The sequence below is a fragment of the Microbacterium sp. WHRI 7836 genome (assembly GCF_040223885.2).
GTDB classification, from domain to species: Bacteria; Actinomycetota; Actinomycetes; order Actinomycetales; family Microbacteriaceae; genus Microbacterium; species Microbacterium oxydans.
The window spans coordinates 2,597,668-2,613,304 of record NZ_CP168171.1 but is presented as its reverse complement, the minus strand read 5'-3'; the positions used below and the strand labels follow the sequence as shown (position 1 = coordinate 2,613,304).

The window sequence follows — 15,637 nt, the reverse complement described above, 5'->3', positions numbered from 1 at the left end:
CCCGATCATGAGCCATGCCGCGTTCGCCGATTCCGTGCACGTGCGCGCCCCGGGGAAGATCAACGTCTTCCTCGGGGTCGGCGGCCGGCACGACGACGGCTATCACGCGCTGGCGACGGTCTTCCAGGCGGTCTCGCTCTACGAAGACGTGATCGCGCGCCCCGCCGACGACTTCTCTGTGACGGTCTCCGGAGTGGAGGACATCGAGTCCGTGCCGCTGGACGACCGCAACCTCGCGATGCGCGCGGCCAAGCTGCTCGCCGTCGCGGTGGATCATCCGGGCGGGGTGGCGCTCGAGATCCGCAAGAGCGTGCCCGTCGCCGGCGGCATGGGGGGAGGGTCGGCGGACGCGGCAGCCGCCCTCGTGGCGTGCGATGCGCTGTGGGGTACCGGGCTGTCGCAGGCCCGACTGCACGACCTGGCCGCACGTCTGGGTGCCGACGTGCCGTTCGCGCTGCACGGGGGAACGGCTGTGGGCACGGGGCGGGGAGACCAGCTCAACCCGGCACTCGCCCGCGGACGCTTCGACTGGATCCTGGTGCCCAGCGAGCAGGGGCTGTCGACGCCCGTGGTGTACGAGCGCCTCGACCTGCTGCGCGAGGACGAGGGCGCCCTGGCCGACGACCCGCAGCTGTCGCTGGACGTGCCCATCCCCGTGCTCCAGGCGCTGCGTTCGGGGGACCCGGCCCAGCTCGCCGACACCCTGTTCAACGATCTGCAGGCCGCGGCGCTGTACGAACGGCCCGACCTCGCCGAGACGATCAGCCTCGGGGTCGCCGCCGGTGCGCTGCAGGGCATCGTGTCGGGCTCGGGGCCCACGATCGCGCTGCTCTGCCCCGACCCTGAGACGGCGCAGGACGTGCAGTCGTCCCTGCGGGAGAACGGGCTCGACCCGCTGCACGTGCACGGCCCCGTGCCGGGTGCCCGCATCATCGGCTGAGGATCGCGTGCCGGCTCAGTCGGCTTGCAGGAGCGCGCTCACCCGATAGGGGATCACTTCGCGCAGGAACAGGCTCGTCGACGTGCGGAGAATGCCGGGGCACAGCCGCACGACCTCGGCCACGCGGTAGAGGTCGTCGGGGTCCTTCGCGACGACACGCAGCAGCAGGTCGGTGTCGCCGGCGGGAGCGAAGCACTCCAGCACCTCGGGGACGCGACTGAGCGCATCGATCGCGTCCGTGATCTGATGCTGATCGAGTTCGACCAGGATCGAGGCCGCGACACCGCGCCCGAGGGCCTGCGGCAGCACTCGCGAGCTGTGCGCACGCAGGTATCCTCCGGATTCGAGGCGATTCAGTCGAGCGTGCACGGTGCCGCGGGCGAGGCCGAGATCCTGGGCGATCAGGGCGACCGGACGGCGGGGGTCACCGTCGAGCACGGTGAGGATCCTGCGGTCGGTCGCGTCGAGGTTGGCCATTTCGATCACCGTCGCCTTCTGTGCGGAGTCACGATTGATCGGATCGTTCAATCAGAAATCACTCTATGGTCTGAATGATTGCATTGTGGTCAAATCGGTGTCAGATACGCACGATGTCGGTCACGAGCGGACATCACGCGCACCCGAACGACAGGCCACGAGCCTCACGACCAGGGTGCAGAGGGCGACGGGCCACGAGCCTCGACCGGCCCCGTCCCTGCAGCCGCCTCGTTCAGCAAGGGGGCGGGGCGGGCGCACTCTCCGGATGTCAGGGCCGTCTGCGTCTCAGTCGCGGGGGACCAGCAGCCGCAGCTGCACCATGGCCGAGAACCGGGCTTCCGGGTCGGCGAGGTCGAGTCCGCTGATCTCCGACAGGCGACGCAGCCGGTAGCGGAACGTGTTGGGATGCGTGTAGACGCGGGCTGCGGCGACGGCCACATCTCCGAACGCGTCGAGCCAGGCGCGCAAGGTCTCCACCAGGTGCGTCCCCTTCTCCCTGTCCTGCGCCAGCAGCTGCGCGACCGGACCGGTGGGCTGATCGCCCCTGGCGCGGACGAGGTCGGCGAGTTCGACCAGCAGCGCCTCCATCTGCACCGAAGTGAACCGTGCGACCGGTTCGCCGGAAGGCGCCTGACGGACCACGCGCAGAGCTCGGTCGGCATTCGCGCGCGAGGAAGGGATGTCTGCGACCGCCTCCGCCACCGTGCCGACGCCGATGCGAATCTCAGCGGTCGCGCCGAGCCGGCCCAGGAAGTCCGTGGCGACGCGCGCGGCGCGGCTGTCCGCGTCGGGATGCTCCGATCCGGGATCGGCATCGCCCTGCTCTGGGCGGATCCCGACGACGGCGTACACGACATCGCCGATCACGGCCACAGCCGAGCGGAGGTACACGGCCCCCAGGTGCACGGCGAACGCGTCGGCGATCCGCTGCCTCTCCGCGACACCTCGTGCCCCGGCGGAGGGCTCGTCGTCGATGTCCTCCGTGGCGGACACGGCGAGCACGACGCACCGATGATCGCTCAGGCGCAGACGAGCCGTCGCATCCGCAGCCCCCGGCCCTCCCTCCAGGATCGTGGAGAGCAGGTCGGCGCGCAGTCGGCGCTCCACGTCGGCGCCGGCGCGCAGACGCAGCATGTGCAGGGCCACAAGCCCGGCAGAGTCCTTCAGCGCTCGCACGCGGTCGGGCGAGAGCGGTTCCTGCACAGCCGCCCAGATGGATCCGAGGATCTCGTCGCCCGCACGCACGGCCAGCGCCACGCGAGGGAACGACGGCAGACCCTCGGTGTTGGACACCGGTCCGACGTGGATCGGATCCTCGCTGCGGTACAGCTCCTGGAAGACGCCGCGCTCCTCGAGCTGCCGCGCGAACCGTTCGGGAACCTGCCGACCGAGCACCGTCTCGATGCGCGCCGGATCGGCCTCGTGCTGGCGACCCGAGAACGCGACGACCCGCGAGTTGCGGTCCTCGATCGTGACCGGTGCGTTCAGCAGTGTGGCGATCGCGTTGGCGAGGGCGAAGAGGTCGCCGGAGGGCATGCCGCCCAGCGTCGTCGTTCCCTGATCGCCGACGTCACCCTCGGCGATGAGCGAGCGCAGCATGGCAGCCAGTTGCGCCCACGACGCCCCGCGGGTGAGCGCGAGCACCGGGATGCCCGTGGCCTCGGACGCATCGCGCACCGGTTGTTCGGCCCGCACCGGAGCGCGCAGCACGAGGGCGGAGGCGTGCTGGGCAGCAAGGTTCTGCAGGAGTTCGGCGATCTCATCGGGATCGCTCAGCCCGACACCGAGCACGAGTGCCCCGCGCATCGGCATCGCGTCGTCGAGGACGTCGTGGATGACCACGGTCTCGATCTCGGCCTCGTCGTCGACGGCGCCGCTCACCACCTCGAGCAGGGTGGTGCCGAGGTCTTCGATGACCCGGCCGAGGCTGGCGCGGGGCCTGGTCGTCACGGACATGAGCACAGCGCCCAGGCTAGGGGGCGACCACGGGTGGGGGAGCTGTGGGGCACGACGAAATCGTATCGACTCTTGGTCGATCTCGACAGGATCGTCGTGCCCCGCACGGGCCGTCAGCCCGCTCTCAGAAGGTGATCCACTCGGTGCGGATCGTCACCGCATCCAGCGCTTCCAGATCAGGGATGACCCCGATCCCCGGGCCGGTCGGCACCGTGAGCGTGCCGTCCTCGACGACGAACGGCTCGGTGATGTCGTGCGCGTAGTACCGTCCGGATCCCGAGGTGTCGCCGGGCAGGGTGAAACCGGGGAGGGCTGCGAGGGCGACGTTCGCCGCACGCCCGATCCCGGTCTCGAGCATGCCGCCGCACCACACCGGGATGTCGTTCGCCGCGCACACGTCGTGGATGCGTCGTGCCTCCAGGTACCCGCCCACACGGCCAGGCTTGATGTTGACGATCGAGCAGGCGCCGAGGGCGATCGCGTCCGCCGCGGCCCTGGCCGACACGATCGATTCGTCGAGGCACACCGGGGTGGTGATCGCCCGGGCGAGCTGCGCGTGTCCGAGAAGGTCCTCCTCGTCGAGCGGCTGCTCGATCAGGAGCAGGTCGAACGGATCGAGCTTGGCGAGGTGCCGCGCATCACCGCGGTGGTACGCGGTGTTCGCGTCGACCTGCAGCAGCACGTCGTCGCCGAAGCGCTCGCGCACTGCACGCACGGGGTCGATGTCCCAGCCCGGCTCGATCTTCAGCTTGATGCGCACGTAGCCTTCGTCGAGGTAACCGCCGACGGCGTCGAGCAACTCGGGGACGGAGTCCATGATCCCGACGGACACGCCGCAGTCGACGCGCTCACGCACTGCTCCCAGCTCGCGCGAGAGCGGAACTCCGGCGGCCCGCAGCTCGGCATCGAGGATCGCCAGCTCGACCGCGGCCTTCGACATGCGGTGACCCTTGAACTTCGCCAGGGCCGGGGCGACGCCGCTCGCATCGAGGTCCTCGACCTGCGCGAGCGCGGGCAGCAGGAACCGGGTGATCACATCGACGCTCGCCTCCACGTACTCGGAGGAGTACAGCGGGTCGTTCATCGCGACACCCTCGCCCCAGCCCTCCGCCTCGTCGGTGACGGCGCGGACCACCAGGGCCTCGCGCACGGTCTGCACGCCGAACGACGTCCGGAACGGCGACACCAGCGGCATCTCGATCACGCGCAGCTCGAATCCGGTGAGCTTCATCCCTGTTCTCCTCTGTCGATGGTGTAGGCGCCGGAGCGGTCGAACGAGAGCACGCGCCCTCCACCCTCCAGCGATAATCCGAGCGTCTCGCGCAACGCCAGACGCCATGCGGTCGCCCGTGCGGGTTCGGTCAGGCGCAAGGTCTCGATGTCGCGTGGCAGCGCCACCCGTACCAGGCGCGCGTCGGTGCGATGCCGCAGCGGCCCGAGGTCGCCGCCCACGCTGAGCAGCGGCTCGACGGACATCTCCTCGGCGTTGATCTCCTCGGTGTCGATCTCCACGATCTCAGGCACCGGCTCCCCGTGACAGGCGGCGACCACCCTGGGGTCGCGCACGTACCAGGTCACGAGCATCCGATCGGTGTCGTCCGCCCCGTTGAGCGCATCGGCCATGTGTCCGTAGAAGTTGCGGTGATACGACGTCGGGGTCGCGGCGAGCTTCACGAGGTTGAAGTGCGCATTGCGGCTGATGAGGGGATCGAACGTCCAGGAGATCTCGTCCAGACCCTCCTCGAGCGCCCACGCGCGCTGGTGCACCTTGAGGGCGAAGCCGACGCTGCGACCGCGCATCCGCGAGGAGACGCCCGCGATGTGGCTGTGCAGCGCACGCTGCTCGGGAGCGGCGAAGAAGCCGAAGCATGCGCCGACGAGCTCGTCGTGCTCGAATGCTCCGCCCACGTAGCTGCCGGCCTTCGACAGCGCCCGCAGCGTCTCGACGTTCACGGGGGAGGCTTCGCCCTGCTTGGTCCAGATGCTCTGGAACAGCTCGGCGACCAAGGTGAAGTCGTCCACATCCTCCAGCAGGCGGATCTCCACCCCCGCTTTCGACGCGGCGGCGTTCGCGGCATCGGCGGCTTCCTCCGGCGACGCGGGGAAGGCCGCGGCGTCCGTCAGGCTCATGCCCGTCCTCCGTTCCGCGCCGGCGTGCGTTCTCTGACGGCGAGGATCAGCTCCTGCAGCAGCACGATACGCTCCGGGATCAGTGCGACGATCACGTGCTCATCGTCGGCATGGGCGCCGCCGCCGACCGCGCCGAGCCCGTCCAGCGTCGGCACCCCGAGCGCGGCGGTGAAGTTGCCGTCGGACGCGCCGCCGACCTCGACGCCGTGGAACGGAGTGAGACCGGCACGCTCGGCGATCTCGAGCGCCAGCGCGAACAGCGGTGCCGAGGATTCGGGCTCGAGTGGCGGACGATTCGCACCGCCGTCGACGCGTACGGAGGCACCGGGGACGGTGGCAGGGATCGCACGGAGGGCGGCATCCACCCTGTCCTGCTCCGCGACCGTGCGCACGCGCACGTCGACGGCGAACTCCGCCTCGGCCGGCACCGTGTTGGTGGTGCTGCCGGCGCGCAGGAGCGTGGGCGTCACGCTGGTCCCCACCGACTGGTCGCCGAGCCGCGCGATCGCGAGCACGAGGTGGGCCGCCTCGACGGCAGCGTTCACCCCGCGCTCCGGTTCGAGCCCGGCATGGGCGGCACGCCCCGTGACATGCACACGGTAGAGCGAGACGCCCTTGCGTGCGATCTTCACGGCACCGCCGTCGGCCGAGGCCTCGAGCACGAGCGCCGCAGCGCAGCCGATCGCCTCCTGCTCGATCAGGGCGCGCGAACTCGGAGAACCGAGTTCTTCATCACCCGTGATCAGGATGCTGATGCCGGTGCGATCGGACAGTGCGGCGACGGCATGCAGCGCCATCACGACGCCCGTCTTCATGTCGAAGCATCCGGGTCCGCGGAGCACACCGTCCTCGGCGGTGAACGGCAACCGCCGCAGCGAGCCGAGCGGCCATACCGTGTCGTGGTGGCCGAGGAGCAGCACGACCGGATCGCCGAATCGCCAGCGCAGATGCGTGCGCCCGTCGATGACGATGCGTTCCGGGGCGACCCCCAGCAGCCTCTCACCGAGGGCGGCGACGACGTCGGCGCTGCGGGAGACGGCTTCGAGGTCGTCCGACGGCGACTCGCAGGAGACGAGGGTCTCGATGTCGGCGAGGACCAGGTCGAGGTCCGCGTCCGCCTGCACGCGCATCACGACACCTTCGGCGCTGCGCGCACACCGTGGTGCAGGTAGCGCTCGCCGCTGGGCAGGGAGTAGAAGACCACAGCATGCCACCCCTGCTCGCCCTCCGGTCGCATCACGAACTCGCCGTGACGCACCGGGACCAGAGGGTGCTCCTGCACCGGATCGGGGAGGAGGGCGGCGAGCGGGCCGTTGAGCGTGGTGCGCATGCGCAGGCCCTCGTCGTCGCGGAAGATCTCGGTACGGACCCCTGAGCGGTCGTAGATGCCCTCGAACTCGGAGAAGTCGTCGGCGAACGGCTCCGCAGGCGGGGTGAGGCCCGCCGGCACGTGCACATCCGCGAGCTCGGAGAAGATCTCGTCGAACAGTTCGGCGTACAGGTCGTGCGTGTTGCCGCCGTTGGTGAGCATCGTCACCGCGAGCTGCTCGTCCGGCAGGATGCGCAGGAACGCCGCCTGGCCGATGGTGTTCCCGTCGTGGCCGTAGAGTCGGCGCCCGTCCCAGTCGAACAGGATCCACCCCACGCCCCAGGCATCGCCGAGGGAGTACGGGTCGGGCATGTCGACCTCCCGCTGCTGCATCCGTCGCACGCTCTCCTCCGACAGCACCCGTGTGCCCTCGGCTGCGAGTCCCCCCGTGAGGTGCATGCGGGCGAAGGCGAGCACGTCGGCGGTCGTGGAGTTCACCAGTCCCGCCGGACCCATCGCGCGCGGGAGCATCCAGGCAGGGGCGAGGGTCGGTCCGTCATCACCCACTTCGGTGTGGCCGCTGGCGGCACGGAACATGATGGCCTCTTCGGGGAGCGTGCAGGAGTGCGTGAGACCGAGGGGCGTCATCAACAGGTCGCGCATCGCCTGGTCCCAGCTAGTACCCGTGATCTTCTCGATCACCCGACCGGCCAGCACGAATCCGGAGTTGCAGTACGACATCGTGGCACCGAGCGGGTGGTTCTGCGCGATGCCGTCGAGCAGCGCGACGTACTTCTCCAGGGTGTCGTCTCCGCGGCCGGTATCGGTGAACACGTCGCCGTCGATCCCGCTCGTGTGGTTGAGCAGGTGACGCATCGTCACGGTGCGGGTGACCTCGGGATCCGACGAGGCGAACTCCGGGACGTACTCCACGATGGGGGTGTCGAGGTCGAGCCTGCCCTCGTCGACGAGCTTCATCACCACCGAGGTGGTCCACACCTTGCTCATCGAGCCGATCTGGAACACCGAGTCGTCGGTGGTCTCGATCCCCGTGCGCACGTTGAGTATGCCGTGGTGCGCATACACGGGCTCCTCCCCGAGACGGAGGATGCCGAGGGTCGCCCCGGGAACCTTGTGCGCCTCGGCCAGGGCGCTCAGTCGCTGCTGCCAGTGCCGGGCGTCGAGTCGTGCGCGCACCGGCTTCCCCGCTGGCGGGGCGTACTGCTCCACCCAGTCGATCACCCGCTGCGAGAAGTCGGCGCGGTGCGACGGCGGACCGGAGAGCACGAAGAGGTGCGAGCCACCGGGGTAGAGCACGAGACGGGTCGGCACCCCGCGCTCGCGCAGCGCCGTGAACCACTGCTCCGCCTGACCCACCGGGCAGCGGTCGTCGGCTGCGCCGTGCAGGATCAGCGTCGGCGTCTTCACCTGATCGACCCGCGTGAACGGCGACTGCGCGGAGATGCGCTCCTCGTCGCGCCACGGCAGACCGCCGTTCTCCTTGGAGGAGAGGTAGTGGCCGAAGTCCGACGTGCCGCCCATCGAGAACAGGTCGGTGACGACGCCACCGGCGACAGCGGCGGCGAAGCGGTCATCGCGCGAGGTGAGGAAGCACGTCATGAAGCCGCCGTAGCTGTAGCCCGTGACGGCGAGGCGCGCCGGATCCGCGACGCCTTCCGCCACGAGAGCGTCGATCGGCTCCAGGAAGTCGTTCGCGTCGTTGACTCCCCAGCCGCCGGACACCGCCGAGAAGAACGCGTCGCCGTAGCCGTCGCTTCCTCGGGGGTTGACGGTCAGGACCGCCCAGCCGCGTCGCGTGAGCACCTGGTGATAAGGGTGGGCGATGTCCGCTGCCCCGTTCCAGGCGTTGTGCGGCCCGCCGTGGATGTCGAGCAGGAGCGGGAGCGGGCCAGCGGCGTCGGGGTCGCGGCGCAGCCAGCCGGTGACGACCGTGCCGTCGGAGATCGTGAATCGGCGCTCCTCCGCGGGCACGAGCTCGAACTCGGGAGTGCCGTAGTCGGTGAGGGTGCGCGCCGTGCCGTCGGAGAGGTCCAGGAGCGAGACATCGCCGAACGACTCCGGTGTGGCGAGCACGATCGCGGCGGACGATCCTGCGACCGACAGCCCCGAGACGTTCGCGGTGCCGTCCACGAGAGGCGCGGCACCGGAGCCGTCCTGCGCGACCCGGTACACGTGCGAGTAGCCGTTGTCGCGAAGGCAGAACACGATGTCGCCGTCCTCCGTGAACTGCGGCATGCCGCCGGGGTAGCCCGGACCACCGGGCATCACGTTGCGGTCGAGGCCGGCGGTGAGGTTCCGCGGGTCTCCGCCGTCGACGGGGAACAGCAGCAGGTCCGCGTTGCCGACCTTGGTGTCGGTGCGTCCGGCCGCGAGCACGTGGCGACCGTCGGGGGTCCAGCCCACCGCCGTCGCCTGCACGTCGGCGGCGCTGACCTGCACCGGGGGGCTGTTCGGGTCGGTGGACGAGCACACGAGCACGGGGATCCGCATCGTCAGGTCCGCATCGTCCTCGACGCTCGCGGAGTAGGCGATGCGGGTGCCGTCCGGCGACCAGAAGGGCTCGGAGGCGTGCGAGCGTCCATGCGTGAGCACGGTGATCTTCCCGGAGGCGACGTCGAGCACGTGCAGCTGCTGCACGAGAGTGCCGAGGTTTCCGGCGCCGTCCGCCTTGTATCCGAGACGGTCGGTGCCGGTCGGAGCCGAACGACGGGCCAGGATGGTGTCCTTGTCCTCGCCGGGGAGGGCCGCACTGTCGACCGGGGCGGTGAAGGCGATGCGGGCACCGTCAGGGCTCCAGGCCGCGGCGCCGGCGCCGAGGGGGAGAGCGGTCAGACTGCGGGCCTCACCTCCGCCTGCAGGGAGGACCCAGAGCTGCGCGGGTCCGTCCTGTGCCCGCAGGAACGCCAGCTGCGCGCCGTCGGGGCTCCACACGGGGGCAGAATCCCCTGTGCCGTGCGTCAGCGGGGAGGGGGCTCCGCCGGAGGACGCCACCTGCCAGAGCGCGCGGGTGTCGCGGTCGCCGTCGCGGTCGGTCGTCCGCAGCACGTAGGCGATGCGGGTGCCGTCCGGAGACAGCGCGGGCTGCTCCGGTGTGCGGACGGAGAGCAGGTCGTCGACGGTGACGCGGTTCATGAGAGCTCCAATCGATGGTCAGTTCACTGTGTCCGCTGAGAGCGGGGACGGTGTTGTGGTCGCGGCCGAAACCAGGGGGATGCTTTGGGAGGTGGGCACAGTTCCGAGCGCGAGGTCCGCGTGCGTGCCGGCGAAATGGCATGCGGCTCCGGCTGAACCGGAGGGCAGGGGAGGATCCGCGGTCACGCAGATCTGACGATCGGGTCGTGCCGCGGGACCGATCGGGCACCGCGGGTGGAACCGACATCCGCGGGGAGGCGCATGCGGGTCGGCGGGCTCCACGTCGACCGGGGCGAGCGGGTCGACCGCCAGCAGGTCGCCGTTCCTGGTGGGCGCCGCCTGCAACAGGTCCCTCGTGTACGGGTGCTGCGGGTCGGCGAGCACCTGCTCGGTGGGGCCGAACTCCACGATCCGCCCGAGATACATCACGGCGACGTGGTCGCTCAGATAGCGCACGACCGAGAGGTTGTGCGAGATGAACAGCATCGTGAGGTCGAGTTCACCGCGCAGCTCCCGCACGAGGTTCAGTACCGAGCCCTGCACCGACACATCGAGCGCCGAGGTGATCTCGTCGGCGATCACGACCTCCGGCCTCGCGGCAAGGGCTCTGGCGAGGGCGATGCGCTGTCGCTGACCGCCGGAGAGCGCTGCCGGAAGAGACGGGGCGCGGTCGGCGTCCAGGCTCACCAGGTCGAGCAGTCTGGCGACCTCCGCGCGTCGGGCAGCGGTGCCGCGGATGTCTCGGGGGAGCGCCTCGGCGATGGACTCGCCGATCGTCATCCGGGGGTCGAGTGAGGAGAACGGATCCTGGAACACCATCTGGATGGGGCGCCGACGACGGAAGCTCCGCACATCCGCACCGTCGAGCGTGATCGTTCCCTCGCTGATCGGCGCGAGGCCGATCGCCGCGCGAGCCAGCGTCGATTTGCCCGACCCCGATTCGCCGACCAGCCCGACCACGGAGCCGGACGGCACGACGAGGGAGACGTCGTCGACGGCCGTGAGACCGGCGCGGTGCGTTCCGTAGCGCACGCTGACCCGATCGAATCGCAGTTCGCTCATCTCAGGACCGTCTCTTCCTCTTCAGTGCTCGTCTCGTCAGCAACCGTCTCGTCAGCAACCGTCTCGTCAGCAACCGTGGCGATGGCCACCGGCACCGGAGCCTCGCCGTCGACCGGGTGCCAGCACGCGACCCGGTGTCCCGCTGCGTCGGCCACCAGTTCGGGGTCGCTCTCGCGGCAGAGATCGGTGGCGAGGGGGCACCGGGCGGCGAACGCGCATCCGACGGGGAAGGCCCCTGGCGCCGGCGGGCGGCCGGGGATCATCTTGAGCGGCTCGCTGCGGTCGGCGTCGAGCTCGGGTACGACCTCGAGCAGTGCCCGGGTGTAAGGGTGCCTGGCGTCGGTGTGCAGGGTCGCCGCGGGCAGGTCTTCGACGATGCGGCCCGCGTACATGACGAGCACCCGGTCGCAGGTCTGCGCGACCACGGCGATGTCGTGGCTGATCAGCAGGATCGCGGCATCGGTGTCGCGCCGCACTCCCGCGAGCAGCTGGAGCACCTGTCGCTGCACCGTCACGTCGAGCGCCGTCGTCGGCTCGTCGGCGATGATCAGCCGCGGGTGGTTCATGAGACCCATCGCGATCATCGCGCGCTGCCTCATGCCGCCGGAGAACTCGTGCGGGTACTGGTGGGCGCGGCGGGCGGCCGCGGGCACCCGCACCGACTGCAGGCGCTCGATCGCCCGGTCCATGGCCTGCTTCCGCGTGATGTCCTGGTGCTCGGAGGCTGCCTCGGCGAGCTGCGATCCGATGCGCCTGGTCGGGTTGAACGACGTCATCGGGTCCTGGAAGACCATCGCGAGCGACGTGCCCAGCAGGCTTCGCACTGCCCGATCCGTGCTGGTCAGCAGCGGAGTGCCGCAGAAGTCCAGCTGCGCGGCGGCGACATGGCCGGGACGCTCGATGAGCCGGGCTGCGGCGAGGGCGGTCAGGCTCTTGCCGGATCCGGATTCGCCGACCACGCCGATCGCCTCGCCGCGCGACACGGTGAACGAGACGCCGCGCACCGGGGTGACCCACCCGGCGGCCGTGGGGAAGGAGACGCGCAGGTCGTCGACGAGGAGCACCACTTCTTCACCGTCGACCTGCGCGGGCTTGCTGGCATCGAGTCCGGTCGCTCCGGGGAGCGCGACGGCGGGAAGGCGATGGCGGCGCCGAGCCGACCGTCCGCCCAGGGCTGCAGCCGCCGTCTCTCCGAGGAGGTTGAAGGCGAGGCCGGCGATCACCACGGCCACGGCCGGTCCGAGCGCCGCCGCGGGGTTGAGGTAGATGCGGTTGAGGCCCTCGCCGAGCAGGCGGCCCCAGTCGTACTCCGGCACCTGCACGCCCAGACCGAGGAACGAGAGTCCGGCGAAGGCCAGCAGTGCCGAACCGGCCGCGACGGTCGCGTTCACGATGAGAGGCTCGCCGATGTTGGGCAGGATGTGGCGGATGAGGACCCGCAGGCGCGAGACTCCGGCGACCCGGGCGGCGGAGATGAAGTCGCGACCGGCGATCGCCGCCGACAGGGTCTGGGTGAGACGGGCGAACTGCGGCGCCATCGCGAAGCCGATCGCGAGCACGGCACCGGTGGAGCCGACGCCGAAGATGACGGCGAAGAACAGGGCGAGGAGGAGGCCGGGGAAGGCCACGGCGATGTTGACGAAGCCGACGATCGGGCGTCCGACCCATCGGGGGAGCACCGACGGTGCCGTGCCGAGCAGCGTTCCGGCGACCACGCCGATGACCACCGCGACCACGGCGAGCACCACAGAGAGTCGGGTCGCGACCAGTACGCGGGCGAGCACGTCGCGGCCGAGGGCGTCGGTTCCCAGCAGATGCTCCGCGCTCGGTCCCTGCGTGATCGCGGTCGGGTCCACCTGCTCGGCCTGGGCGCCCCAGATCATCGGGGCGAAGATCGCGCCGAGCGTGACGAGCAGGATCAGACCGAGGGCGGTGATGCCGAGGGGCGAGCGGACGATGCCGGACCATGCCGTGCGTGCGGACATCATGCCTCCCTGATGGTGGAGCGAGGATCGAGGAGCGCGAGGATCACGTCGATCACGAGGTTCACGACCAGCACCCCCACGCCGTAGACGAGCACGATGCCCTGCACGACCGAGTAGTCCTTGGTGAGGATCGACTGCACGATCATGGTGCCGAGCCCCGGCCAGGCGAAGACGTTCTCGACCAGCACGGTGCCGGCGACCATCCCCGTCAGGAGCAGTCCGGTGAGGGTGAGGGTCGCGGTCATGGCGTTCGGCAGCGCATGGCGGGAGTAGATGCGGCGCGGGGCGAGGCGCTTGGCCCGCGCGGTGCGGATGAAGTCCTGGCCGAGCACGGAGAGCACCTCGACCCTGATGATGCGTGAGAACACCGCGATCGGGCCGACCGCGAGCGCCACGACCGGCAGCACGAGCGCGAACGGAGCGGTGTTCCCGGCGACGGGGAACCACCCGAGCGACACCGCGAATACGTACACGAGGCCGACAGCGAGGAGGAACTCGGGGATCGCGGCGAGGATGACCGAACCGGTCGCGAACGCCAGCTCCAGCCCGCGTCGGCGACCGCCGCGGGTGGCGACGGCCATGGTCACCCCGAGCGGGACCGAGACCAGCAGCACGAGCACGACCGCGAGCAGGGCGAGCTGGAGAGTCGCGGGGAGCCGGGTGGCGATGATCTCGGAGACGGGCTGGCTGGTGATCATCGAGGAGCCCATGTCGCCGGTGAACAGCCCCCCGATGTAGCGGAAGTACTGCACGATGAGCGGCTGGTCGAGGCCGAGAGCCGCGCGCCGGGCCTCGACGAGCTCGGCCGGGGCGTTCAGCCCGAGCGCCGCGCGCACCGGGTCGCCCGGCACGAGGTGGATCATGAGGAAGGCAGCCGTGACCAGCACCCACACCGAGAGCAGGAACTGCCCTCCGCGCCGGACCAGGAAGGACAACCAGGGGTTGTCCGACCGGGCGGATCTGATCAGTATCGCCTGCGTGGCGGTGGTGCTGGCCATCGGCTGTCTCCGGTCTCCGATTACTCGTACATGCGGATCGACGTGGGGTCGATGCCGTCGCCCTCGGTGAACGTCGCCTTGGTCGCGAAGGTCGACCGGTCGATGTTCGCGTACGGCATGACACTGGTCGTCGCGTACAGGGCCTGCTCGGCGGTGCCCCAGTCGTCGCACCCTTCGCTGCCGGCCTTCGCGGATGCCGCGGTGACGGCCTCCGTGTACTCCGGATTGTCGATCGAGGCGAAGTTGGTGCCGTTCGGCGGCGTCGGGCCCGAGTAGAACGGCACGAGCATGCTCGGCAGCGAGACGGTGAGCGGCGCGGCCGAGATGTCCCAGTCGCCCGTGGAGAACAGGGTCTCGCTCAGCGTGGGCGAGTCCACGGCGGCGACCGTGATGTCGACGCCCAGCTCCTTCCAGGCGGCCTGGGCGAGCTCCGCTGCGGCGTTGCCGGCGTCGCCGAGCTGCGAGGAGTAGATCATGCGCAGGGTCAGCGTCTCGCCGTCCTTGGTGCGCACGCCGTCGCTGCCGGCCTTCCACCCCGCGTCGTCGAGCGCTGCGGCTGCGGCCTTCGCGTCGAATTCGGGCATGAAGCCCTTCAGCACGTCCGCACGGCAGGGGTTCGGCGACACGGTCACGAGCCCGGTGGGCACGCTGGCGGATCCGCTGCCGAGAACCTGGCGCATCTGGTCGAGGTCGAGTGCCTCGAGCAGCGCCTCGCGCACGGCCTGGTCAGCGGTGGGGCGTCCCTCCGCCTGGTTGAAGATGAACTGTCCTGCCGGGGTCGGGATCTCGGTGTGGAACAGCCCGGCGTCCTTGAGGCGCTTGTTGTCCGGACCGATCACGAGGGCGGCGTTGACCTCGCCGGAGAGCAGCAGGTTCGTGGCGGTCGTCTCGTTCGGGATGACGCGGAAGACCACAGAGTCGGGGAGCCCCTTCTGCTTCGGGTCCCAGTCGTCGGGGCCCCAGGCGAAGTCGTCGCGACGGGTCAGCGTGTACTGGCTGTTGGGGACGACTTCGGCCATGGTGAACATGCCGGTGGCCCCTTCGCCCTTGGCGAGCGCATCCGGGTCGTCGATCACCGATCCGCAGACGATCGAGATGCTGCCGATGTTCTCGATCAGGAACGAGTCCGGTCGTCCGCTGGTGACGGTCACCGTGCCGGCGGTGTCGTCGCCCACGGCACTGGTGCCCGGCTGCACCTGCAGCCCGACCAGGGGCGAGCCGTTGGCCGGGTCTCCGATGTGGGTGATGTTCGCGGCCACGTCGGTGGCCGTGAGCGGGGTGCCGTCCTCGCACGTGAGACCGTCACGGAGCGTGAAGGTCGCGGTCGTGGTGTCCGCCTCCCAGGAGTCGGCGAGGCCGGAGGCGATGCTGCCGTCCTCCAGCACCTCGACGAGCCGCGCGTACAGGAAGCGGTCGATCGAGCGCGCGACGGACATCACGGTGACGAAGGGGTCGAGGCTGCCGGGATCGGTGGAGATCACCGAGGTGAAGGTCTTGCCGTCGGCGAGCACGCCGTCCGTGGCATCCCCGCTGGGCGGGGCGCCTCCGGCGCAGGACGTCAGGGCGAGCGCCGCAGCGCCGAGCAGCGCGACCAGCGGGGTACGAGAACGCATCAGAAGCCTCCAGC

Annotated in this window: 11 protein-coding genes; 1 reads left to right on the top strand and 10 read right to left on the bottom strand. The window is 70.3% G+C overall.

Translation table 11 applies throughout. The annotated features are described in order from the left end of the window. The first annotated feature begins 7 nt into the window (after positions 1-7). Positions 8-940, top strand: a complete 933-nt coding sequence (locus tag ABRP18_RS12480) for a 4-(cytidine 5'-diphospho)-2-C-methyl-D-erythritol kinase (RefSeq protein WP_058632403.1) — start codon at positions 8-10, stop codon at positions 938-940. A 15-nt stretch (positions 941-955) separates the two neighbouring features. Here the strand turns inward: ABRP18_RS12480 and ABRP18_RS12475 are convergent, their stop codons facing one another. From ABRP18_RS12475 to ABRP18_RS12430, 10 genes are all read right to left on the bottom strand, one after another. Continuing rightward, the gene (locus ABRP18_RS12475; RefSeq protein ID WP_349885358.1) at positions 956-1,417 is read right to left on the bottom strand and encodes an Lrp/AsnC family transcriptional regulator; all 462 of its coding nucleotides are present in this window, start codon (positions 1,415-1,417) and stop codon (positions 956-958) included. A 285-nt stretch (positions 1,418-1,702) separates the two neighbouring features. Further along, a complete protein-coding gene (locus tag ABRP18_RS12470; RefSeq protein ID WP_046749717.1) occupies positions 1,703-3,373 on the bottom strand; it encodes a helix-turn-helix domain-containing protein in 1,671 nt (556 codons plus the stop codon). A 124-nt stretch (positions 3,374-3,497) separates the two neighbouring features. Next, positions 3,498-4,604, bottom strand: coding sequence for an o-succinylbenzoate synthase (menC, locus tag ABRP18_RS12465; RefSeq protein WP_349884756.1), 1,107 nt, complete (start codon positions 4,602-4,604; stop codon positions 3,498-3,500). After that, complete coding sequence (locus tag ABRP18_RS12460) at positions 4,601-5,503, bottom strand: GNAT family N-acetyltransferase (RefSeq protein ID WP_349884755.1); 903 nt, start codon at positions 5,501-5,503, stop codon at positions 4,601-4,603. The genes menC and ABRP18_RS12460 overlap by 4 nt, the downstream gene beginning before the upstream one ends. Continuing rightward, positions 5,500-6,633, bottom strand: a complete 1,134-nt coding sequence (locus ABRP18_RS12455; protein WP_193761998.1) for a M20 family metallopeptidase — start codon at positions 6,631-6,633, stop codon at positions 5,500-5,502. Before ABRP18_RS12455 ends, ABRP18_RS12460 begins: the two co-directional genes overlap by 4 nt. Further along, positions 6,633-9,965 carry a serine hydrolase gene (locus tag ABRP18_RS12450; protein WP_349884754.1) on the bottom strand — a complete coding sequence of 1,111 codons (3,333 nt, stop codon included), beginning with the start codon at positions 9,963-9,965 and terminating at the stop codon, positions 6,633-6,635. The genes ABRP18_RS12455 and ABRP18_RS12450 overlap by 1 nt, the downstream gene beginning before the upstream one ends. A gap of 18 nt (positions 9,966-9,983) precedes the next feature. Beyond that, complete coding sequence (locus tag ABRP18_RS12445) at positions 9,984-11,027, bottom strand: ABC transporter ATP-binding protein (RefSeq protein ID WP_349884753.1); 1,044 nt, start codon at positions 11,025-11,027, stop codon at positions 9,984-9,986. Next, positions 11,024-13,015: a dipeptide/oligopeptide/nickel ABC transporter permease/ATP-binding protein gene (locus tag ABRP18_RS12440; protein WP_349884752.1), complete on the bottom strand. Its 1,992-nt coding sequence runs from the start codon at positions 13,013-13,015 to the stop codon at positions 11,024-11,026. The genes ABRP18_RS12445 and ABRP18_RS12440 overlap by 4 nt, the downstream gene beginning before the upstream one ends. Then, complete coding sequence (locus ABRP18_RS12435) at positions 13,012-14,010, bottom strand: ABC transporter permease (RefSeq protein WP_058632408.1); 999 nt, start codon at positions 14,008-14,010, stop codon at positions 13,012-13,014. Before ABRP18_RS12435 ends, ABRP18_RS12440 begins: the two co-directional genes overlap by 4 nt. A 20-nt stretch (positions 14,011-14,030) precedes the next feature. After that, positions 14,031-15,623, bottom strand: a complete 1,593-nt coding sequence (locus ABRP18_RS12430; RefSeq protein WP_349884751.1) for an ABC transporter substrate-binding protein — start codon at positions 15,621-15,623, stop codon at positions 14,031-14,033. Positions 15,624-15,637 lie beyond the last annotated feature (14 nt).